Raw genomic sequence first — 22,398 nt, forward strand, 5'->3', positions numbered from 1 at the left:
AACGCAATGCCGAAGACTTTGCGTACCACCACATCGGTGCTAACGAGTAGTGCCGTGACAAACAGTACATACAAACCGGTTAACGCGACATTTCGTGAGAGGCGTTCGAACCGAATTCTTGCTTTGGTGATAAAAGGCATGATGGCTCCCGTTCCGAGCCCGACCCAGCGCGTTGCTGGGCCTGACCCAGTGTGGTGTTGAATTACTTGACGGGAATCTGCATATCTACGACCTTGCCGACGCTATCGTTCCATGCGGCGGCGCAGTCTTTGCCGCATGCCTTGCCGTATTGGGGCAGGACGTTCTGCTGGACCACCTGGCGGACTTTGGCCAAATCTTCGGTGCTGGGCTCGACCAGCTTCATGTTGCCCGCGGTTACACCCGCTTTACCGATCATGGTGCAACGTTTGTCGGCGGTGTTGCACCAGATTCCCTCATTGACGTTCTTGGTCTGGATTGTGTCGCTGATGTCGCGGTAGTAATAATCGATCGCCTTGGTCAGCCATTTTCGCTGGGTATCATCCAGCTTGGCCAGGCTCTTGCTGTTGATGACCTGGATGGTCGGCGCCCAGCCTGCAATCAGGGTAAACATCGTGTCGGATACCTCGTAGAGCTTGGCGGTGTTGCCGGACATCGTGCCCGTGATCACGCAATCAATCACGCCGCGTTGCAAGGCCGGAACCAGTTCTCCAAACGCCATGGTGACGGGGGCAGCCCCCAGGCCCTGCACCAGTTCGGAAAGCGTACTCGAGCTGACGCGTACCTTCTTGCCCTTGAGGTCATCGACGGTCTTGATATCTCCCTTGCAGAAGAACGTCTGCGCGCCTGACATGCCGGCGCCAAGCAGGTTGACGCGATAACGCTTCTGTAGGGCCGCTTCTGCCGCCGGCTCGTAGGCGGCAAGCACTTTCTTGATGCTGTCGACAGAGGTGGCCACACCGGCCAGATCGAAGCCGTCCAGGGTCGGAATATCGCCCGACCCGTAGTTGGCGACCATGTTGGTCATATCGAAGGTGCCCTGGGAAGTCAGTTGCAGAGCATCCGAGGGTTGCGCATTGATGTCGGTCACGCTGTTCAAGGTGGCCGTCACTTTGCCGGCCCCGAGCTCCTTGACCGTTTCGCTCCAGAAAGGCTTGACGACGAATAACCATTCCGCGGTGCCCACTGGCGGGCCAAGCACGCGCATCGAGAACGGCTCCATTCCTTGCGCAAGGGTAATCAATTCGGACTTGGCGTCAGTTTGCGCATGCGTGGTGGCAGTTGCCAGCGCAGCCGTCGCCATCACGATGGCGCAAAGAAGTTGTTTGTTTGTCTGCTTCATTTCTATTCCCCTGTTGTATAGCCACGTGCCGGGCGCATCGCGGCGAAATTAAACGGATAACAATGGGGGCCGACGAGCCCCGCGTACCGCCTAAATCAGGCGCAACTGTTCGACCGGGACATCACTGATCAGCATGTGTCCCGGGGCGTGGGTGATGAGAATCGGAGGTTTGGCAAGGATGGCCGCTGCTTGGGGTGTTACGCCGCAACCCCAGAACACCGGTACTTCGCCAGATCGGATTTCCGTGGGTTCGCCTTCGTCGGGGCGGCTGACATCGGATATTCCGATTTGAGCAGGGTCGCCGATGTGTACGGGTGCCCCATGTGCGCCCGGTAGACGGGCACATACGTCGTAGGCGATCTTGGCTTGCTCAGGCGTATAGGGTCGCATCGACACCACCATAGGGCCATGGAAGGCGCCCACGCGCTGGGTCTGGATCGAGCTGCGATACATGGGTACGATTTTTCCTTCATCCACATGCCGCACGCGTAAGCCCGCTTGTTCAAGCGCGTACTCGAATGAGAGAGAGCACCCCAGCACAAAGCCCACAAAGTCGTCACGCCATAGTGCGGCGACATCGTCGATTTCATCCACCAGTTCGCCGTCGCGCCACAGGCGATAGCGCGGCAAATCGGTTCTGAGATCGATATCGTTACCCAACATGGGAACCATTGGGCTGCCCGGTTCGCTCATGCCGAGCAAGGGGCATGGGGTGGGGTTGGCCTGGCAGTAGCCGTAGAAATCCTCGGCCCAGCTCTTGGGCAGAATCACCAAATTGCCCTGACCGTAGCCAGGTGCCATCCCACTGGTATTACCGTTGAACAGACCCAGGCGGGCCTGCGCTCGAACGCCGGCGGGCGTGGCGGCCCATTGCGGAAGTGGAACGACATGCTCATGCGAGTTCATGATTTGGGCCTTCTGTTGATGAAGAGAATGCGGTGTCCCGGGTCGGTACGCTCGGTCAAGCTTGGTGCAATCCATGGCGCTTGCGCACCATTGGCGTGCGTACTGCGTTGCATTATTGCGCCGGCAGCACGCTAAATAAGCGTCCCACTGGTTTTGCCTTGTCCAGACTGTCGATGGTGTGCAAAGCTGCCCAGATCGTCGCCTGGTTCGACGTGACGACCGGCACGTTCAATGATGTCTCGAGCGCTTGTACGCACTCTAATGATCGCCACGCGGTACACGAGCAAAACAGGGCTTGCGCATCGCGATCGAAATGCTCATGGGCGAATTGCTCGATCTGCGCCGGGTCCTGGTCATTGATGGCGCGATGGCCATCCGCGGCGGCGCGTGCGTCGCCATGAACTCCCTTGACGCTCAATCCCTGTGCGGCGTAGTACTGAGCGAGCTTCTGATTCGTCCAGTCCGGATAGGGGGTCATCACAGAGATCGTGTGCACATCCAATGCCTGGAATGCCTTCGAAACCGCCGTACTCGTGGTTACACAGGGGACGCCGGTGCGCTGTTCGATCGTATCTCTGACCTGCTCATCCCAGGCCGTCCCGCGATAAAAACTGCCGGAAGTGCAGGCGTAGGCAATCACGTCGATCTTGGCCGTGGCCAGCAACGCCGCCTTTTCCTGCAAGTCTGCATTCATCAGGTCGAGGGACGCTTCGGTCATCGTGCCATCTGGAATGTACAGACGCTCGCTATGCACCGTGACGGCATCGAAAAGAAGGCGCTGAAAGTCCGCTTCGACCGAGGTGTTGGTCGAGGGAATCAGGATGCCGATACGCTTGGGGCTCATATCTTCTCTCTTTGTGCGATTCTGGGCGTCTATGAACGCTTTGGTACACTTTCATGCAACATGCGTCCCCATCCTATATGGCATATCCCAGGGGAAGGTAATCAAAATTCTCAAGCGGACTGTGGTCAATTTCTATCATGAGGCTTTCCCTAACCCAGATAGAGACGTTTTACTGGGTAGCCCGGCTGAAAAGTTTCCACGCTGCGTCCCGGCACCTGCACCTGACGCAGCCCACGGTGTCGGCGCGGATACACGAGCTGGAAAATGCGCTGGGTTATCGGCTTCTCGAGCGCGATGCAAAAGGCGCGGCACTGACCCCGAAAGGCGCGTCATTCCTGAATAAGGCCACACGGCTGCTTGACCTGACCGATGATGTCCTGACCGATGACGCGACGCCTATGCGCGGTCTGCTGAGGTTGGGCACGAATGAGTCTGCGGCCCTTTCCGGTCTGGCGACATTTCTTGCGAGCCTGAGCGAGCACTATCCCTCGCTGCAAGTCGAGTTGAGTGTGGATGTCGGATCGATTTTGCGTGGCAGATTGTGTGCCGGTGGGCTGGACTTTGCTATTTCGACGGATCCCGGCGCACATCCGCATATTCGCGATGTCCTACTTGGCGACTCGGCAATGAGCTGGGTGAGTGCCAAAGGGAAGATCAAACAGAACGCGCCATTGACGGCAGGGGACATTGCCGGCATGCCGGTATTGACGGTGCCGGCGCCATCGGCGTTGCATGCTCTGAATATGTCCTGGTTCGCCGGCGCACGTGTATCGCCTCCCCGAATCAATTCGTGCAACTCGCTGGCAGTCATGCTGCGTCTGGTGACGTCAGGTACGGCTGTGGCGATCCTGCCGAGGGCCATTTTGCAGCGCGAGCTGGACGACGACAGCATCGATATTCTCGAGGTGGACCGACCGGTGCCGCCACTTGCCATCTATGCGTCATTTCCGCTTATTGGCGACTTGCGCGTGTTCGAAACCATTGCCGACATGGCACGCGAGGCGCTAATGGATTCGCAACTGATTCAGCGTTGCCACACGACGAGTTGATGGTTTTGCGCTACGATTGTTGATGATTTTTGAATTAACAAGTAAATTTTTCCCTATTTATTCATTCTGAAGCAAATGTCATCATGTTTTCCGGGTGCAAACGGCTCAGTCCGTCCGCGTGCTCGACACGCGCGAACGCTGGTCGTCACCGATCTACCTAAAGGAAATCATCATGAACACCAGCAATTCTTCCCTAGCATCATTGATGCCCCAGACGGCGATCGTTACCGGGGCCTCCCGAGGCATCGGTCGGGCCATTTCCTTGCGCTTGGCCGCCGATGGCTTCAAGATCGCCGTCAATTATTCGGGCAATTCCGCCAAGGCTGATGAGGTCGTCGCCGCAATCCATGCCGCGGGCGGAACAGCTATTGCGGTGCAGGCAGATGTGTCCAAAACCGAAGACGTACAGCGGCTTTTCGCCACGGTGCTGCAAGCCTATGGAGCCATCGGCGCCGTTGTGCATAGCGCTGGAATCATGTCGCTGGCACCGATCGCGCCGGAAAACATCGACGCCTTTGACCGTACCATTTCGACCAACTTGCGGGGCGCGTTCTTGGTGTTGGGCCATGCCGCCCAGCACTTGCAGGCCGGCGGACGCATCGTGGCCGTTTCCACAAGCGTGATCGCTAGATCTTTTCCCCAGTACGGGGCCTACATTGCATCCAAGGCGGGGGTTGAGGGCCTGGTACGTGTGCTGGCCAACGAGTTGCGCGGTCGGCGGATCACGGTCAATGCGGTGGCGCCGGGCCCCGTTGCCACCGAATTGTTTTTCGACGGCAAGACCGAAGAGCAGATCTCGCAGATAACAAAAATGACGCCATTGGAACGCTTGGGACAACCCGAAGATATCGCGCGCGTCGTGTCGTTCCTGTTGAGTGCCGATGGCGAGTGGGTCAACGGCCAAGTCGTGCGCGCGAATGGCGGGTTCGCATAAATGCGCTGCCCCTGCACGGAACCTGTGTGGGGTACCGTTGTACGCTATTGACGTCGACAGTGCACACAACAGGTAGGTGCTGCAAAATTTTTTTATTCACGTAAAACTAAATATTGGCTCTCCATGGATCGCTTTCTTGCGTTGCAATTGTTCAACCGCATTGTCGAACTGGGTAGCTTCACTGAGGCTGCGGAAATGCTGAATGTGCCGCGCGCGACGGCGACGCACGCCATCAAGCAGATGGAGAGCCGGTTAGGCGCTCGACTACTTGATCGCACGACACGTCAGGTAAAGCCCACCTTGGACGGACAGGCATTCTACGAACGCAGCAGGCGTGTTGTGGCCGATCTCGAAGATGCCGAGTCCTCGGTAAGTACGCAAGTCGTCAATCCGCGTGGAACCCTGCGATTGGATGTACATGGGGTACATGCGACGACGATCCTCCTGCCTCATATCACCGACTTTCGGGAGCGCTACCCCAATATCGACGTGATTCTCAGCAGCGGCGATCGGCTGGTCGACTTAGTCAAAGAAGGCATCGATTGCGTGGTGAGGGCAGGTCAGCCGCGCGACTCGTCGTTGATCGCCAGAAAGTTGGCGGACCTGCCAGAGATCATCTGTGCCAGCCCGGCATACTTGGCCCGATACGGAACGCCGAAGCATCCGCGCGAGTTGGCGCAGCATCACGCAATTGGTTTTTTCTCTCGAGGCAATGACTCCCGCTATCCGTTCTCCGTGATCGTGGACGGGGACGTACAAGAGTTCCCGGCCACGGGCTGGATTTCGGTCAGTGATGCGGAATGCTATACGAGCGCTGCGCTTGCCGGCTGCGGGCTGATCCAGGTGCCGCGTTTTCGGCTGGAAGAGCACCTGAACGCCGGTAGGCTGGTCCAGGTTCTGACGCAATGGAAGTGTCCGGACTTGCCGATCTGCGCCCTCTATCCATTTCACCGTCAGCTCTCGCCGAGAGTGCGCGTCTTCATAGACTGGGTGCGCGAACTATACGACAAGCGATTCGCGATACCCGGCAGCTAATGACCGAAGCGCTGCCTTCAGTACCTCGCCCCACTATCGGGTGGGGGGTCTTGCGTCCAGATTAGCCGGCAACCAATGTCAGCAAGGTGATTTCTGACGGCGCGCCCAACCGGTTGGGTGGCCCCCAATAACCGGTACCCCGGCTGGTGTAGACCCACATATCCTCAAAGCGGTGCAGGCCGGCGGTAAACGGTTGCTGCAAGCGCACGAAGAGATTCCAGGGTAGAAATTGGCCGCCGTGCGTATGGCCCGACAACTGCAGCTTGTAGCCGGCCGGGGCGGCGGCAGCGGCGCTGCGAGGCTGGTGTGCCAGGAGTAGGCTGATGGCATTGGCTGGTGCACCGTCCAGGGCCGCTGCGGGGTTGCTGGTTTGTGCCGGATTGAACACGCCAGCACTGTAGTCGGTGACGCCGGCCACCACCAGTGGTGTGTCGTCGTGGTGCAGCAGCACGTGCTCGTTCATCAATACGCTCAGGCCTATACGACGAAACTCGGCGACCCAGTGGTCGACGCCGGAATAGTATTCGTGGTTACCCGTCACCAGAAACGCGCCATGACGTGCGGTCAGTTGACCCAGCGGCTGCGTGTGGGTCGCCAATCGGGCGACCGGACCGTCGACCACATCTCCGGTGATAGCGATCAGATCGGGTTTCAGGGCATTAACGGCCTTGACGATATGCTCGACATAGCCCCGCTTGATGGTGGGGCCTACATGGATATCGCTGATCTGGACGATGGTGAACCCGTGCAGCGCAGGTGGCAGGCCGGCAATGGGTACGTCGACACGCACCACGCGCGCCAGTCGCCTGGCGTTGAACGCGCCCAGCAGCGTGGCGCCCAAAGCCAGCACCAACACCGCAAGCGCGCTGTCGGCCTTCAGAGCAGGCAACGATAGCGTGATGGAAAAGAGCGTACTGACTGTCAGCACCGCAGCCAGCACTGCGTCGCGCAGCAGGGTCAGCACGAAGACCGAAGAGAACAGGCCCATCACCACAAGCCCGATACCGGCTACCCAGTCGGACCAGGCGCGAGCGGAAAAGGGGCGGACCAACAGGGCCATGGGCATCAGGATGCAGGAAAGCACCAGGGCCGCCACGGCGAACACATGCTGGCTATCGGTCAAGGCAAGATCGGGAATCAAGCGCAGACCGACATAGACATGCGCCGCCGCCAAGACGGCCATCAGACGTAGAACAAAGGAGAATCCGGGCATTGATCGGCAGAGTCTTGTACTGCCCTTGTACGCCATGTGAGAGTGCAAGGGCTACGGTAGGGTTGGAGGCAGTGTGCAATATTACGCGCTTGCCGCAAGATGCGGCCCCGCCAGTCGTACAGCAGGGAGTCTCCGTTAGTGGACGACCGTGGGTGTACGTATAGGTAAAACACCGGGCGAATGGCGAATTGGCGTACAGTACTACTAAATGTGCGGGTGGCCGTTCGGCCAGTGCTGCCTATAGGAGGGGAGGTCCAAATGTCATCACCAGATATGAGTCGGCGTGTGGATGCGCTGATCGATTTGCTTCAAACCAAAGGGCTGTTCGACGAACACACCGTGTCGAACTATGAGCACAAGGTTACAGAGGAGTGGTCGCCTGCTATTGGCGCCAGGCTCTGCGCAAAAGCCTGGCTCGATCCAGAATTCAAGCAAGCCCTGTTGACGGATGGCAGGGCAGTCGCTGCTTCGCTGGGTTACCCCATGCCGGAGCACCACGCCAGTCTCGTCGTCAAAGAAAATACCGACGAGATTCACAATGTGATTTGTTGCACTTTGTGTTCCTGTACAGCCTTTACCATCATCGGGATGGCGCCGGGCTGGTACAAGGACGTGAACTATCGCGCCCGGATCGTCCGAGAAGGGCGCACCGTGCTTGCCGAGATGGGATTGACGCTTCCTGCAAACATGAAGCTGCGTATCTGGGACACCACGACGGACACGCGCTATATGATCTTGCCGATGCGTCCCCCCGGTACCGACGGCTGGACGGAGGATCAGCTTGCCGGCCTGATTACGCAAGATTGCCTGATCGGTGTCCAGCGCCTGGAGCCACCGTTCGGTGCATCGGCGGCATCTGTTTAATCATGGCTTAGGGGAGACGACATGGACGGCATGCATGATTTGGGCGGGAAACAAGGCTTTAGCCCCATCAATAAGGAAGGCAAGCGCACCGCTTTCAAGGCGGACTGGGAAATCAAAGCCGGTTCGTTAATGGGACAGATGGTGGGGCAGCGCGTTTTCAATATGGATGAATACCGCCACGCCATTGAGCGAATGGCACCTGCGCATTACCTTTCGGCATCGTATTTTGAGCGCGTCTTTACCGGCGTTGCGAGTCTCTGTATCGAAAAAGGCGTCATTACGCCTCAGGAGCTCGAGCAAGCGATCGGGGAGGCGGTCCCTTTATCCGTGCCGAGCAAATCGGGGCGTGCACATCAGGGTTCGTTGCCGGATCTGAAGATCGGCGATACGGTTCGCGTACGCAACCTGTTTGCACCCGGCCACATTCGCATGCCTGGATATGTTCGAGGCAAAGTCGGGACGATCGTCGGCGTTTCTCCCGCCTATCCCTATCCCGATGCCGCCGCACATGGTCTTGAAAGCGCCCGGCAGGTCTCGTTTGACGTCTGTTTTCTGGCCAGTGACCTATGGGAAGACGGAAGTGATTCCGCAGAGGTACATGTCGGGTTGTTTCATGCCTACCTTGAGAAAGTAGAGGGCTGATCTTGATTTGCAGAGGCCAGCGTCTGCGGCCGGACTTGGCGTCCGATGCCGCAGGAGCGCTGATGTTCAGACACTTGTCGCGATAATCCTCTGAATATCCAGCTGCGCCGGTTTCAAGAACAAATCGCAGATTTCCTCGGACGCTTCCGGGCCGCAATCCTGGTTCAACAGCAGACTGGATTTTTCCCGCAGTCTTTTATGGCGTTCCGCATTGTCGGCAGACCCCGACGGGTTCATGTTCAAGACCTTGCGGGGCACCCCGGATCGATCGATGATTTCGACCCAGCCGCAGAAATCCTTGGGATAGCGTTGATCCAGATCCGTATCCCTGACGATTTCGATGGCGTTGGCGAGGCGAACCATAGCGGGATCATGGCGCCGGGCCGCTTCGAAATCCTGGGGCAGTACAGAACCATGCAGGAGCGCGCTGGCTACGGCGTATCGCACGCTCATCTGTGCCTGCAGTTCGGAGCCGGGCTCGTATTGATAGCCGCACTGGATGTCCACGAGTGTTGGCACGCCCACTCGCACAGGGCCGTTCTGCGGCCATTCAGCGCGCAGTTCAATCGCCGCGTCCACATTTGCATGCGCGCTGCCGCAGCAGCTGTAGGGCTTGAAATTGGTTTTGGCGGCGTGCCAAGTGTCGCCCAGTGCGTGCAGCATGCGTGAGGCATCCGAGTGATCGGAAAACGCCTTCATCATGCCTCCGTCTTCCGCCTCGATGGCGTAGGCGGGGCCCGTCACGCCCTTGCGGGCCAGCTCTGCGGATACCACTCCGGCCCGCGCAGCCATGCCCGCATGCAGTCGTTTCGAATCGGCGCCGTCCAGGGTAAAGGCGAACAAACCGCTGGACTGCGTCGCCGCCAGCCCTAGAGCGGATTGGATCTGGTGCGGCTGCAATTCCAGCATGACGGCCGTAGCCGCCGCGGCCCCCAATGGACCACATACGGGGGTCAGATGCCAGCCTCGCAGACGGGTCTCGGCGGGCGATAGCGCCAGCGAGGTACGTATCATTACCTCGTAGCCGGCTGCCAAGGCGATATCCAGTCGCGCGGGGTCGACACCGTAGTGCTCGGCCACCGCGAATACCGTCGGAACAATGACGGCGCCCGGATGCACCTTTGCATTATGAAAGTCGTCGAGTTCCAGCGAATGGGCCGCCGTGCCATTGACCAGAGCAGCGTCTGATGGCCTGAGCCGTAAGCCATTTTCACCCCAAAGCGAGGCGCCGTGTGGCAAGTGGCTGTCTTGGGTGGCCCAGTCGCGGATAGCTTCGGACCAGGGGGTATGCCTGCCTCTGAGTCCCACACTGAACGTATCCAGCGCCAGATGACGCAGTTCTTTGTGGACAGAGCCAGGGATCTGATCTCGCGACAAATTCGCGAGCCATGCCGCCAAACTACGGGTAATCATGCCAAAGTCCCTTTTGATATCACTTGATGACAATGTTGGCTTCTTTCGCGAGCTGGCTTATTTTGTCGTGCTCATCTTGCTGCACCTTTGCCAAGTCCTGTGGCGAAGTGTCGGCAGGCTGGAACATCATCGTCTCGAAAACCTTGGTCACCTCGGGCGCGTGAGTCGCCTTGTTGATTTCGCTGGCCAACTGGTTCGCGATATTGGCCGGCAAGCCCGCCGGGCCCCAGACGCCATACCACGATGAGAACTCAAAACCTTTTACGCCGCTTTCCGCTACAGTGGGGACATCGGGCAGCTTGGCAATCCGTGACGCACTGGTCACTGCAATTGCTTTGAGCTTGCCAGACGCGACGTAGGGATAGGCTCCGGGCATGGGAGAGGCGGCGGCCGATACGTGTCCGGCCATCACATCAGTCAGTTGAGGCGCAGCACCCCGATAGGCCACGATCTGCATGCCGAGCTTCAGGTCGCGATTCAGCATTTCTTCCACCAAGTGGCTAGACGTACCGTATCCCGAGGTGGCCCAGGTAAGGGAATTCTTATTCGCTTGAGCCTGCGTTTGCATATCCTTTAGTGAATTAAGCGGCGACGTCGTTGCGGTGACGATCAGCAGTGGCACGGTGCCGATGCGTGCGACCGGCGTAAAGTCTTTCAGCGCATCATATTTAGCGTTTGCATTAACCAAAGGAAGATAGACTTGGCTGGACGCGTGCAAGAGCAGGGTATAGCCGTCGGGCTTGGCCCGCGCGACCTGTTCCGACCCGATCATGCCCGAAGCGCCAGGCTTGTTTTCGATCACAATAGGCTGACCTAATTGTTTCTGCAGTTGGGCCGTAACGAGACGTGCCACCGTGTCGACCGAGCCTCCCGGCGTGTAGGGCACGATGACCGTAATGGGCCGAGAGGGAAAGGCCTCTGGGGCGCCGTGCGCATGGGCTACCATCAATGAGGTCATTGCCATGGCAACGATTGGCAACACGCGTCGTGATCGATTCAGCTGATTCATTTTTGTCTCCGTAGGGATAATGGGGCGCGGAAAATAACTCCCCGGCACCGCTTTATTCGTCGCTGACAATCTAGGCTTCATCGTACCGCCGGTCCAATATTGTTTCGATACTCGAGTTATTTGTCTTGGATATAACCAACGACGCTATGATCGGCATACCATGCCGGGCTGGCATGATTGGTACTGTCAAGGGGAGTGAGTCATGCACGGTCCGGAAATCAGACATCTGCGCTACTTTGTGGCCGTCGCGGAAGAACTGAGTTTCAGCAAGGCGGCGGTGCGTCTGCATATGTCCCAGCCGCCGTTGTCGCAACAAATAAAGGCGCTGGAAGACGATCTGGGTGTACAGTTGCTTGAGCGTAGCCGGCGTGAGGTTCGGTTAACCGAGGCGGGCAAGATCTTCCTGAATGAAAGCCGAACGATTCTCGCGAGCTTACGCAGCGCAGTCGGTGCCACGATCAGGGCTGCCGAGGCTGACGGCGGCAATGTAAAAATCGGGTTTGTGACATCGGCGCTCTTGGATGTGCTGCCCAGCCTGTTGGCCCGCATGTCGAAGAGCTTTCCCGAAATCGAATTGAGTGTCTACGACATGTCATCACGAGACCAGGTCGAGGCGCTTATGCAAGAGCGCCTGGATATCGGAATCGTTCATTCTATCCCGGCCATTGCTGCGTTCAACAAACTGCCGATTTATTCCGAGCCTTTCATCCTGGCCATTCCAGAGGGTCATGAGCTCGAGAAAGAAGAGAAAATTACCGCAGCAGATCTTGAGAAATACCGCATTATCGGATTTTCGCGCGAGCACTCCCCGTCGCTCTATGACGCACAATTGGCATGCTGTCTGGCGAAGGGTTTTCGGCCTACCCTCGTGCACCAGGCAAGGACACCATTCACCGTTTTCCAGTTGATCCGTTCTGGACTGGGTATTTCCATCGTTCCCAAGCCCTATGCGCGTCTGCCTTTTCCCGGCATCGTCTTTAAGGACGTCGACAATAGTGCTGGTCACCTGCATCTCTACGCAGTATGGAGAGACGAGATTTCATCAGAGCTGATCAAGAAGGTCATACGGCAGGTGATGTACGAGCCATTTGTCGAGCGCGGATAATGCAAAAAAGCTTGGGTCGACCGGTGATCACCGCCGGACCATCGGTCCGACCCGGCGATTAGACTCGTGACATTGCCAGGATATCCAGCAGAGGCTGGATGTCATCCAATTGATCGAGGTTGCGTGTCAACGCAACTACGGCGTCGGCGTTATCCGCCGACAAGCAGGGCTTCACGATATGGCGGAACTTGTACTCGATCTCCGCCGGACTGAGCGGACTTTCGGGGCTTCCGCGACGATGTAGTATTTCTTTAGTGAACACGGAGCCGGATGTCGACGTTACTGTTACGACGGCTGCGTGCCGGAATGCAGGCCCCATGGCGTCGATCTTGGAATCGACACGAGCCGTCATGCGTGCAATAAGCGCCAGGACCCGGGGATCATTCAGGCGGTCTTGGTGATACTGTTCCACGAAAGCCATGCCATCGTAAGCCATCACTGCCAGACTGTAGAACAGGTTCATTTGTGCGGCGGTGACACCCTGCGCCTTGTATTCCCAGGCGCAGTGCACATAAGTCATATGACTGATGCCAATGTCGACCCCGACCAGATCGTCCGGCTGTAGATGGTGTTCTTTCATCAGTTGTGCCAGTGCATCGAGCGCCGCATGAATGCTGGTGACGCTGGCATGTGGCTTGTAGCCGATCTTTTCTGTTTCCCAGATGCTGCCCAGGCCATCGGTCAGTCGAGCGGCATTGGGCTTGCCCGAATAAGTACTTAGATAGCCGCCGTAGGGCGCTTCGAGTACATCCGTGATGCCCGTGAAGCCCTTGTCAGCCAGCAGCGCGGCATACACCCCGCTTTGTGCGGCGCGACCGGAATGGAACCGTTTGACCATTGCGCCTTCTTGCGCCGCCATCAGTCCGCCGGCCTGCGAACCGGCGATACCTAGCGCATGCTGCATAGCATGCGCGTCCAGTTCGAGCATGCGGGCTGCCGTCGTCGTCGCCACGAAAACGCCGGACGTTCCCTGGGGATGAAAGCCCCTGAAGAACAGATCCATGGTTGCCGCGTTGCCAACACGCGTGCCGATTTCATAGCCGGCCACGATCGCCGTCAACAGATCTCGGCCACGGCGCTTGCCTGTTTTCTCTGACAGAGCGATTGCGACAGGCAGAGCAATCGAGCCGGGATGGACGATTGACTCTTTGTGAATATCGTCCAGTTCGAACGCATGACCTGCGGTGGCGTTGACGAGAACCGCATCGGCCACGGAGGTTTTCCGTTCGGAACCGAATAGCGATGCTACCGGGAGGCAGCCTTGTTCTTCTACCATCGCCTGGACCTTCTGTGTCCAAGGCAATGTCATGCCAAACAGGCAGCATCCAATACTGTCCAATACGCTGGTCTTGATTCTTTCAATGACGCTCGCTGGAATTTGACGGTATTGCAGGCTGGAGGCAAATATGGCCAGGTCGCGCGTGGCATTGTCTAATAGAGAAGGGCTGGATTGAGTCATAGGCTGCGTGTCGCGATCTCGTCGGTTTAGGGCTGGTGGTGCGTTTGCGCAGCCAGGTAGGTGAGGATTTCCCGTATGACGGCTTCCGGTTGCTCGGGCAACAGCGCGTGGGCCGCATTCTTGATCGTCTTGTTGGTGACCCGCTCACCCAAATGATCCCTGAGTACGTTCGCGAAGCGCGCGGGCGCAATCACGTCGTATTCGGCCTGAAGATTCAGTATCGGCGCTGTACCACCCGCGAAAAAATCATCAACGGGCGTCCTTTTTTGCGCTAGCGTTTGCATCGTCATGAGTTCGGTATTCCATCCACCGAGCCAGACACTCGCATCATTGCCCGGCGCGAAAAAAACTTTCCGCAGACTCTCCAGCCGCGTCGCTTCGGAAAGCGCCATGTTCCCGCATACTTCGATCAGTGCCCGGGTTTCATGACTGATAGGGATGCCCTCGTCGCCTGCCGGAACTTTGCCGGCAGAGCCCGCCAAGAGCAGCAGCGCGCGTACCAATTCGGGCCGATCGGACGCGAGTGTTCTCGCGATCCAGTTTCCATGGGCATGCCCGATGATGAAGGCGGGGCCGCTTGCATCATGCTCAATGACCGAGGCGATATCCTCGGCCCAGTCATGCAACGTTTTTCCTTCCAGGGGGCCAGTACTCTGGCCATTGCCTCGTGGCTCGGGGCACAACACCCGGTAGCCGGCGTGGGCCAGTGGGTCCGCAATTTCAGCCAGGTCTTGCGCGCCGCGTCCCAGTGAGGGCAACATCACAATCAGATCGCCGCTGCCCTGTGCATAGACCTCCAGTTCCACCCCATTCGGTCGCCTTACCTTATAGCGTTTCGTCTCCGGGGCAGGGCTGCATAAGGCATCCGTGCCGTCTACCGAAGACGGGGAATAGGGAACTGGCTCCATGATTGCTCCTGCGCGATGTTCGAAATGAAATTGCTGTCTGCTCTATGGCACGTCACTCTAGAGAATTAACAATAGGGTGGCTAATACAATATTCGGCTAACAGTTATCCGATCCCGAAATAACAAGAGCTGTCGTTCCCCTGATAAGGATTCATGGGTGGTAGTTGTGCGCTGGTCAGCGCGTCTCACGCGGACGTGGGGGTATCCAACACTCCGTGCACGATGGTCAAGTACTCTTCCATTGCCTGGGTTGCGCCTGCCTCATCCTTTGCTCGCAATGATTGCAGAATGCGCATACGAATCGCCGGGAGTTCCGGGAAATGCACGCGGCCGGCTTCCTCGACAACTTGGAAAATAATATTCCCAAGCGAATCCATTAACAGGACGAAAATTTCATTGTGGGAGGCGGCCGCGATGAGACTGAACATTTCGAGGGCTGCCACCGCGCGTGGCTTCAGGTCGCTTAGGCTCTCAATGTATTCGAGATGCCGTTCTATAGCGTCGAAGTCTTCAGGAGTTCCACGCTGGCAGGCAAGTTTTACGACGACGCTCCATATTTGGATGCGCGCTTCTTTCAAGTTGTCGATCGAGATTCGACCCAGCAGCATGAAATCCCTAAGGGCCTTCGTCATTATTTGCGTGTCGCCTTCGCAAATAAATGCGCCGCCGTGCGCGCCCTTTTGAATGGAAACGATGCCGGAAATCTCCAGGGTTCTAAGCGCCTCGCGGACAGCCGGCCGTCCAACGCCAAAGGCCGCGGCGAGATCGCGCTCGCCTGGCAGTTTAGCGCCAGGTTTCAACTGCCCCGACGCTAACTGGCCGCGAATTTGTTCGCAAATGTCCTCGAACACTCGTGAAGTCCGGATCTCTCTAAAGTCAAAGTTCTGCATTGAATAGACCCACAATTGTGGAAAATTATCTGCGGTTCAAGCGCTGAAAGTTCTCGAGAATACCCCGCCCTGTGCGAATTCTACGCACGAATCAGGCAGTGTGCTGTCTCCGGCAGCACCTACGGCACCTAGTGACCACGAGGGTGCCAAGCTCCTCTTTACTACGTTGAACAAGGGTATACCCTACTACTGCACGGATTGATGATTACCATAGAATGGTAAGACATTTAAAAGATAAGTGCTATTGCATTCGAGTACCCGCTTGAATATCAATAAGTAGAGAGGCAACCAGTGATAGACATAGAAGCTCTTCTCCCACCTCATAAAGCCCGCGCTGTGGGGGCACCACATATTCTTGAGGGGGTGCTGGTAGTCGACTTTACGCATTATCTAGCAGGTCCACTGGCGACAATGATGCTGGCCGACTTGGGCGCGACGGTGATCAAGTTGGAGAAGCCGGGGCGAGGAGACGATTTCAGGCACTACCCGCCGATGCATCCTGACTTGCAGCAACAGGGCGCTCCTTTTGTCTGGTGCAATCGGAACAAGAAAAGTATCGCGCTCAACATGAAGGCTCGGGGAGCAAAGGAAATAATCGAAAATCTGATCGCCAAGGCAGATGTCGTTGTAGAGAATTTTTCTACGGGCGTGACTCAGAGACTCGGCTTCGATTACGAGGCGTGCAAGAAAATGAATCCCGCTGTCATTTACTGTTCGATCTCGGCATATGGCAGAAAAGGGGAGTTCGCCGACAGAAACGGCTACGACCCCGTTACGCAAGCGGAAAGTGGATTTATGTCCACTAACGGATACGGTGATCGGGACGGCGTGAGAACCACGACGCCCGTCATCGATGTCCACACAGGTACGTTAGCCTATGGCTCTATTTTGGCCGCCCTATATCACCGAGAGCGATCGGGCGAGGGCCAATATATCGAGATGTCTTTGTACGAGAGTGCGGTGCAAATGACTGGCTACTCCGGAATGCAATATCTATTCACAGGAAAAGATATTGGCCGGAATGCGAATGTGAGTCCCGACATTTGTCCCGCGGCGGTTTTCAAGTGCAAGGACCGTTCCTTCTATATCAATTGCGGCAATGACGCCCAATTTAAAAAGTTGGTCGGGCACGTCATGGGCCGTGAGGATCTGGCTACAAACAAGAATTATGAGCGTGGATCGGACCGGCTGGCGAGAAGAGACGAATTAATGAGCATCTTGCAGCAGGATTTCGAAAAACAACCTTGGTCCTATTGGGGGCCGAGGATCCGCAAATCGGGAGTGCCATGTGGTGAGGTTCGCCGAATCTCCGATCAAATTGTGGCGAAAGAGTCGAGGGAATTGAATATTCATTCTCGAATACCACACCCCCAGGCAGGATGGATTCCCAATTTCGCACCACCAGTTAGTTTTTCATTGACACCGACTGCTGATCCTCAAGTATCTCCATCGGTAGGAGAACACACGGATATTGTCCTGAAATCCGTCTTGGGATACGGGAATGACGTGGTGGAGCAGTTACGCCAAGAAGGTACGTTTGGCGAATCTCTCGTAGATGGCGCTGCGCAAATTTGATGACAAATTGCCTAAGGTGCGTCGGACGTTGTTTAGATCAACTGCCTGGATATGTCGTTTGTTTATTCCGTAAAGACTCTGGAGATATGCCATGACTGAAATGACTGTAAACGAAGAGAATAAATGGCGTCTCGTTACGCCTGGTTCAAACGGATGGGCGAGCAGTGTTCAACCTGGGGCGTCTAATAAATATCTAATGATTTCGGCGGACTGCCATGCAAATGAGCCGGCGAATTTATGGGCGGAACGCATTGATGAAAAATACCGCGATCGCCTGCCAAAGGTGTGGATTGATGATAAGGGCGTTCAGTGGCGAAAGATGGAGGCGTCCGAACAAGCCGATCGATTAGTGCTTTCTCGGTTGACGGGGGAAGACTTCCTACGCTCGAAGTCCGGTGCTGATCCTCTTGACAGGCTGAAAGATCATGCGCTCGATGGTATCGATGGCGAGGTCATCTTCCCCAACAAAGGGATGGGGATGTGGTACACGTTTGATCCCATCTTTGCTGCCGCGCAATGTGAGGTCTACAACACTTGGGCCTGGGAAACGTTTGGACAGTATGTCGATCGACTCTCGCCGGCGGCCGCGCTATCGACAGGGGATATAGAGGGTGTATTAGGCGAGATTGATCGCTGCCTGAAATTGGGCTTTCGCCATTTCACACTTCCCTGCAAGCCGATGTTCGGCCCACCGAAAACGGGCCATATTAATTACAACGACGTCGCTTTTGATCCAATGTGGGCAAGGTTTCAAGAGGCAAACGTTCCAATCACCTTTCATGTCTCCACCGGCAAAGACCCCCGGACCACGCGAGGTTTGGGCGGCGCCGTTGTGAACTATGTCGTTCATTCTCTCTCTCCCACCGCTGAACCGTTGATCACTCTTTGTGCGTCGGGTGTTATTGAACGGTTTCCCCATCTGAAGTTCGGCAGTGTCGAGGCTGGTATCGGCTGGCTGCCCTGGGCGCTTGATGCCATGGATGAAGCCTACTTGAAGCATCACTTTTGGGTCAGGCCAAAGCTCAAGCGGATGCCAAGTGACTATTTCCGATCAAACGGGTTTGCTTCTTTTGGAGAAGACAGGACCGGTTTGGCTCTCATGGAAACGTTCAACCTTCAAGACAACTGCATTTGGGCCAATGATTATCCCCACCACGAGGGAACCTGGCCTCACTCTGCCCAGGCTATCGAGCGGCATATGGGAGGACTCTCGGAGTCCAGCCGGCGCAAGGTACTGGGAGAAAACTCGGCCAGGATTTTCGGTTTTTCGGAAATGAGCGCTCGATACAAGGCGCAATCTGGGCCTGAACATCACGACTAGGGTTGGCTCAAAAAACAGATTACGACGGCAACGCGAGCCAATACGACCTAGGGCAATTCTGTGAGGGTTTCTCCCAATTTAACGCCTAATATTCTATTTTAGAATGGTCTGTCCATTAAATGATCTGTCCTCTATGGCTGGCGGGACGGATTCCTCAGGACTGCTTGAGTCTGTTTTTGGTTCCGATTTGGAAAAATAATGAACCTGAAAAGTGTCAAAGCGTTTTCAATTCCGGCAGGTAGCCAGTCTTTCTCGCGAAGGGATTCGATGTTGTATAGCCTGGGACTGGGTTACGGCGCGGATCCAGTGGACCCGGCACAACTGGCTTATGTATATGAGAAAGAGCAGAAGGTGGTCCCATCCTACTGCCTGGCATTGGCCTACCCGGGGCTGTGGCTTCGTGATCCATCGTTAGATATCGATTGGTCACATATCTTCAACGGTGAAGTTTCCTTCGAGATCCACGCACCCGTTCCCGCAGAGGGAAATGTCACGTCCACGAGCCGCATCGTCGCGGTGCAGGATAAGGGACGTGAAAAAGGCGCCACGATTCATTCAGAGCGGGTGTTGATGGGGGCTGCTGGCGAGCGGCTCGCCACCATTGCACAAACGGTCATGCTGCGAAATGACGGCGGTCAAGGCGGCTTTGGTGAAGCACCGGCCGTCGCACCCCTTGTGCCGGACCGGGACCCCGATCAGATAGTGGTACTCGACGCCGCGCGTAATTCGGCGCTGTTGTACCGGCTTAGCGGTGACTACCACCCGCTGCATGCCGACCCGCAAACCGCGCAAGCCATGGGCCTTAAAGAACCCATTCTTCACGGATTCTGCTCCTTTGGAATGGGATGCCGCGCGGCGATTGACGCGGTCTGCGATGGCGATCCGCTGCGTATCAAGGCGATGTCCGGCCGATTTGTCAGCCCGGTCTATCCAGGGGACAGCCTTCAATTCGAATTTTTCAAATCTGACATTGGGTTGCAGTGGCGTGCCCGTGTCCCCGCTCGTGAAATCATCGTCATTGACAGAGGTCAATTGGAGATCAAATGACTATAGCCAGACCGTTTTTTACCGAAGCCCATGATGCGTTCCGTGACACAGTCAGGCGCTTCATCGAGAAGGAGATTGCGCCGCATCATGCGCAATGGGAGATTGACGGCAAGGTGCCCCGCGAACTATGGCAACGCGCGGGCGAGCTCGGCATTCTGTGCCCGAGCCTGCCGGAAGAATATGGTGGTTCTGGCGCGGATTGGCTATTCGATGTGATTGTGATCGAAGAACTATGGCACGCGGGTATGAGTGGCCCAGGCAGTGCCTTCATGGTTCATGCGGAAATGGTCGCCTCGTATATTTACGCTTGGGGTTCCGACGAGCAAAAGAAAACTTGGCTACCAAAGATGGCTCGCGGAGAAGTCATCGGCGCTATCGGCATGTCAGAGCCCAGTGGCGGAAGCGATCTACAAAACATGACGACTCGCGCCGAGCGGGTCGGCGATGAATACGTGATCAATGGCCAGAAGATCTTCATCACGAATGGGGTCCAGTGCGACCTATTGATCTTGGCCGCAAAAACCGACTCTACAGCGGGAAAAAAAGGCATCAGCCTGATTCTGGTCGAGGCAGATCGACCGGGGTTCCAGAAGGCAAGGGCGCTTCGGAAAGTGGGCACCCATGCGCAGGACACTGCGGAACTGTTCTTCGCGGATTTGCATGTGCCGATCAGCAACCGGCTGGGCGAGGAAAATCGTGGCTTCAAGATGCTGATGACCAAGCTCGCTCAGGAACGCTTGTGCCAGGCCGTCAGGAGCACGACAGTCTGCGAAGCGGCGATTGAATGGACGGTGCGCTATACCCGTGACCGCAAGGCGTTCGGTAAAACCATCGCCGATTTCCAGAACACCCGATTCGTACTGGCCCAGCTTGATGCAGAGACCACGTCGGCGCGCATCTTTACCGATTGGTGCATCAGGCGGTTCATGGAGGGCGAGCTGAGCCCCATCGAGGCAGCCAAGGCCAAGCTGATTTCGACTGAACTGCAAGGAAAGGTGCTGGACCAGTGTCTGCAATTCTTTGGTGGCTATGGATACATGCTCGAGTATCCCATCGCGCGTGCGTTCATCGATGCTCGCTTGACGCGTATAGGCGGGGGCACGATAGAAATCATGAAGCAGATTATCAGCAATGACCTATTCGAACGCGTCGCGTAAGTCGATGTAGATCGTCAATGCTCTGGATGATAGGCGCAGCACACTGGAAATCATCAACATGAACGCACGCACGCTACGAGGAAAGGTCGCTATTGTCGGGGTGGGTGAAACCCGCTATTACAAACGGGGGACGTCTCCCGATCCGGAGTTCTGCATGGGGCTTGAGGCAATACTGGCTGCTGCCGCAGACGCCGGCGTCGATCCCTCCGAGATCGACGGTTTTGCAAGTTTTCACGATGAGCGCAGTACACCCATTCGGCTTGCGAGCGCACTTGGCGTCAAAGAGCTGCGTTTCTCGAATCTTGTGTGGGGAGGCGGCGGTGGTGGCGGTGCAGCGGCAATCGGGAATGCCGCTGCCGCTATTGCCGCGGGCACGGCAGAGTGTGTGGTCGTGTATCGCTCGCTTGTGCAGAGCGCGTCTCGCCGAATCGGCCAGGGGTCCATGCAGTCCACCGTCGACGGGGCAAACGCGCTGACGGTGCCCTATGGGATGATTACGCCGGCTCAGCAGTTCGCGATGAAAGTGACGCGCTATATGTACGACCACGGTATCGAGCGCGATGCGCTGCGGGCGATTTCGCTTGCTTCGTATCACCACGCACAAATGAATCCGCGAGCTGTCATGCACGGCAAACCGCTGACGCCTCAGGCCTACGACGAATCGCGTTGGATCGTCGAGCCGTTTCGGCTATTTGACTGTTGCATGGAAAACGATGGCGCGGCCGCATTGATCCTGATGCCAGCCGAGCGTGCGGCAGATATCTCGGCATCGCCTGTCTATATATTGGCGGCGGAGCAGGGGGGCGACTATCGAGGTGCCGCACGGTGTCACAACGCACCGCTTTACGCGACGTCCGGGTTCAGCACATTGGCGCCGCGTCTATTTGAACACGCCGGGGTCAAGCCGAAAGATATCAAGGTCGTACAAGCCTACGAAAACTTTACGGGCGGGGTGGTCATGAGCTTGGCAGAGCATGGATTCTTCGAGCCGGACGAAGCCAACGATTTTCTGGTTCTGGACAATCTGATCGCGCCAACGGGAAAGCTGCCATTGAACACCAGCGGCGGTAACTTGGCAGAATGCTATATGCACGGTTTGGAGCTGCAAATAGAGACCGTGCGGCAGCTTCGGAATCAGTCGACCGCTCAGGTTGCCGGTGCAGACCTTGGCATCGTTATCTCGGGACCCATGGTGAATCCCGTCTCCAACATGATACTGGGTACGGCGGCAACGTTATGACGGACAAACGCTTTTATCTTTCGACCGATCTGCCTGCTCCTGTGCCGGAGGCGGACGGACTGGACGCACCTTACTGGAAGGGTACGCGCGAGGGTCGCCTAATGATCCAACGATGCAAGCACTGCGAGACATGGCAATGGGGCCCCGAATGGATCTGCCATCGTTGCCGGAAATTCGACGTGGCGTGGGAGGAAGTCACATCGCAAGGACGCATTTACAGCTGGGAACGAACGTGGCATCCCCCCATGGCCACGTTAAAGGAGAGCGTTCCTTATTTGACCGTCCTGGTGGATTTGCCTCATGCCGGTGGCGTCCGAATGGTGGGCAACTTGCTGGGGGATCCACTGCAGGAGGTGAGAATGGGTGCCGAGGTCAAGGCCGTGTTCGAACCGCATGATGAAGGGCCGGTCCCCTACACATTGGTGCAGTGGGAATATAAGTAAATACACTAGGAGACACAAAATGAT

At 56.8% G+C, this 22,398-nt stretch carries 22 protein-coding genes; 12 read left to right on the forward strand and 10 right to left on the reverse strand.

Annotated features, from left to right (window positions below):
• The 4 genes from ACNAZS_RS15115 to ACNAZS_RS15130 all read right to left on the reverse strand — a co-directional run.
• Positions 1 to 140, reverse strand: a 140-nt coding sequence (locus ACNAZS_RS15115) for a hypothetical protein (RefSeq protein WP_415790928.1), incomplete at its 3' end; no start/stop codon positions are given.
• 62 nt (positions 141 to 202) lie between these two features.
• Positions 203 to 1,321, reverse strand: coding sequence for a TRAP transporter substrate-binding protein DctP (dctP, locus tag ACNAZS_RS15120; protein WP_415790690.1), 1,119 nt, complete (start codon positions 1,319 to 1,321; stop codon positions 203 to 205).
• Positions 1,322 to 1,411: 90 nt separating this feature from the next.
• Positions 1,412 to 2,227, reverse strand: coding sequence for a putative hydro-lyase (locus ACNAZS_RS15125; RefSeq protein WP_415790692.1), 816 nt, complete (start codon positions 2,225 to 2,227; stop codon positions 1,412 to 1,414).
• A gap of 112 nt (positions 2,228 to 2,339) precedes the next feature.
• Positions 2,340 to 3,071, reverse strand: a complete 732-nt coding sequence (locus ACNAZS_RS15130) for a maleate cis-trans isomerase family protein (protein ID WP_415790694.1) — start codon at positions 3,069 to 3,071, stop codon at positions 2,340 to 2,342.
• Between the two features lie 137 nt (positions 3,072 to 3,208).
• Here ACNAZS_RS15130 and ACNAZS_RS15135 point away from each other — a divergent pair, with 137 nt between their 5' ends.
• From ACNAZS_RS15135 to ACNAZS_RS15145, 3 genes are all read left to right on the forward strand, one after another.
• A complete protein-coding gene (locus ACNAZS_RS15135; protein ID WP_415790696.1) occupies positions 3,209 to 4,120 on the forward strand; it encodes a LysR family transcriptional regulator in 912 nt (303 codons plus the stop codon).
• A 172-nt stretch (positions 4,121 to 4,292) separates the two neighbouring features.
• A complete protein-coding gene (locus ACNAZS_RS15140) occupies positions 4,293 to 5,054 on the forward strand; it encodes an SDR family oxidoreductase (protein ID WP_415790698.1) in 762 nt (253 codons plus the stop codon).
• 123 nt (positions 5,055 to 5,177) lie between these two features.
• A complete protein-coding gene (locus ACNAZS_RS15145; protein ID WP_415790700.1) occupies positions 5,178 to 6,089 on the forward strand; it encodes a LysR family transcriptional regulator in 912 nt (303 codons plus the stop codon).
• A 61-nt stretch (positions 6,090 to 6,150) separates the two neighbouring features.
• Here the strand turns inward: ACNAZS_RS15145 and ACNAZS_RS15150 are convergent, their stop codons facing one another.
• On the reverse strand, positions 6,151 to 7,302 hold the full coding sequence (locus ACNAZS_RS15150; RefSeq protein WP_415790702.1) for a metallophosphoesterase: 1,152 nt from the start codon (positions 7,300 to 7,302) through the stop codon (positions 6,151 to 6,153).
• A gap of 285 nt (positions 7,303 to 7,587) precedes the next feature.
• On the opposite strand from ACNAZS_RS15150, the gene ACNAZS_RS15155 reads away from it, so the two are divergent.
• Both ACNAZS_RS15155 and nthB read left to right on the forward strand, forming a co-directional pair.
• Positions 7,588 to 8,166, forward strand: a complete 579-nt coding sequence (locus ACNAZS_RS15155) for a nitrile hydratase subunit alpha (protein ID WP_415790704.1) — start codon at positions 7,588 to 7,590, stop codon at positions 8,164 to 8,166.
• Positions 8,167 to 8,187: 21 nt separating this feature from the next.
• Complete coding sequence (gene nthB, locus ACNAZS_RS15160; protein WP_415790706.1) at positions 8,188 to 8,808, forward strand: nitrile hydratase subunit beta; 621 nt, start codon at positions 8,188 to 8,190, stop codon at positions 8,806 to 8,808.
• A gap of 66 nt (positions 8,809 to 8,874) precedes the next feature.
• On the opposite strand, the gene ACNAZS_RS15165 is transcribed toward nthB, so the two are convergent.
• Both ACNAZS_RS15165 and ACNAZS_RS15170 read right to left on the reverse strand, forming a co-directional pair.
• The gene (locus ACNAZS_RS15165; protein WP_415790708.1) at positions 8,875 to 10,221 is read right to left on the reverse strand and encodes an MmgE/PrpD family protein; all 1,347 of its coding nucleotides are present in this window, start codon (positions 10,219 to 10,221) and stop codon (positions 8,875 to 8,877) included.
• A 19-nt stretch (positions 10,222 to 10,240) separates the two neighbouring features.
• Positions 10,241 to 11,230 (reverse strand): Bug family tripartite tricarboxylate transporter substrate binding protein, encoded by a 990-nt coding sequence (locus ACNAZS_RS15170; protein WP_415790710.1) that lies wholly within the window; start codon positions 11,228 to 11,230, stop codon positions 10,241 to 10,243.
• A 202-nt stretch (positions 11,231 to 11,432) separates the two neighbouring features.
• On the opposite strand from ACNAZS_RS15170, the gene ACNAZS_RS15175 reads away from it, so the two are divergent.
• Entirely contained in the window at positions 11,433 to 12,335 is a 903-nt protein-coding gene (locus ACNAZS_RS15175) for a LysR substrate-binding domain-containing protein (RefSeq protein ID WP_415790712.1), read from the forward strand.
• A 58-nt stretch (positions 12,336 to 12,393) separates the two neighbouring features.
• Here the strand turns inward: ACNAZS_RS15175 and ACNAZS_RS15180 are convergent, their stop codons facing one another.
• The 3 genes from ACNAZS_RS15180 to ACNAZS_RS15190 all read right to left on the reverse strand — a co-directional run bounded on the left by ACNAZS_RS15180 (position 12,394) and on the right by ACNAZS_RS15190 (position 15,591).
• Positions 12,394 to 13,794 (reverse strand): MmgE/PrpD family protein, encoded by a 1,401-nt coding sequence (locus ACNAZS_RS15180; protein WP_415790714.1) that lies wholly within the window; start codon positions 13,792 to 13,794, stop codon positions 12,394 to 12,396.
• A gap of 26 nt (positions 13,795 to 13,820) precedes the next feature.
• Positions 13,821 to 14,702, reverse strand: coding sequence for an alpha/beta fold hydrolase (locus ACNAZS_RS15185; RefSeq protein WP_415790716.1), 882 nt, complete (start codon positions 14,700 to 14,702; stop codon positions 13,821 to 13,823).
• 184 nt (positions 14,703 to 14,886) lie between these two features.
• On the reverse strand, positions 14,887 to 15,591 hold the full coding sequence (locus ACNAZS_RS15190) for a FadR/GntR family transcriptional regulator (protein ID WP_415790718.1): 705 nt from the start codon (positions 15,589 to 15,591) through the stop codon (positions 14,887 to 14,889).
• A gap of 336 nt (positions 15,592 to 15,927) precedes the next feature.
• Between ACNAZS_RS15190 and ACNAZS_RS15195 the strand changes: the two genes are divergently transcribed.
• The 6 genes from ACNAZS_RS15195 (at position 15,928) to ACNAZS_RS15220 (ending at position 22,374) form a co-directional block, all read left to right on the forward strand.
• Entirely contained in the window at positions 15,928 to 17,166 is a 1,239-nt protein-coding gene (locus tag ACNAZS_RS15195) for a CaiB/BaiF CoA transferase family protein (protein WP_415790930.1), read from the forward strand.
• A 91-nt stretch (positions 17,167 to 17,257) separates the two neighbouring features.
• Positions 17,258 to 18,487 carry an amidohydrolase family protein gene (locus ACNAZS_RS15200; RefSeq protein ID WP_415790720.1) on the forward strand — a complete coding sequence of 410 codons (1,230 nt, stop codon included), beginning with the start codon at positions 17,258 to 17,260 and terminating at the stop codon, positions 18,485 to 18,487.
• 198 nt (positions 18,488 to 18,685) lie between these two features.
• Complete coding sequence (locus ACNAZS_RS15205; protein WP_415790722.1) at positions 18,686 to 19,534, forward strand: MaoC/PaaZ C-terminal domain-containing protein; 849 nt, start codon at positions 18,686 to 18,688, stop codon at positions 19,532 to 19,534.
• Positions 19,531 to 20,691 (forward strand): acyl-CoA dehydrogenase family protein, encoded by a 1,161-nt coding sequence (locus ACNAZS_RS15210; protein WP_415790724.1) that lies wholly within the window; start codon positions 19,531 to 19,533, stop codon positions 20,689 to 20,691. The genes ACNAZS_RS15205 and ACNAZS_RS15210 overlap by 4 nt, the downstream gene beginning before the upstream one ends.
• A gap of 58 nt (positions 20,692 to 20,749) precedes the next feature.
• Entirely contained in the window at positions 20,750 to 21,931 is a 1,182-nt protein-coding gene (locus ACNAZS_RS15215) for a thiolase C-terminal domain-containing protein (protein ID WP_415790726.1), read from the forward strand.
• Entirely contained in the window at positions 21,928 to 22,374 is a 447-nt protein-coding gene (locus ACNAZS_RS15220) for a Zn-ribbon domain-containing OB-fold protein (protein ID WP_415790728.1), read from the forward strand. The genes ACNAZS_RS15215 and ACNAZS_RS15220 overlap by 4 nt, the downstream gene beginning before the upstream one ends.
• Positions 22,375 to 22,398 lie beyond the last annotated feature (24 nt).

It is taken from the genome of Bordetella tumulicola (genome assembly GCF_965138755.1).
Taxonomy (GTDB): domain Bacteria; phylum Pseudomonadota; class Gammaproteobacteria; order Burkholderiales; family Burkholderiaceae_B; genus Bordetella_A; species Bordetella_A tumulicola.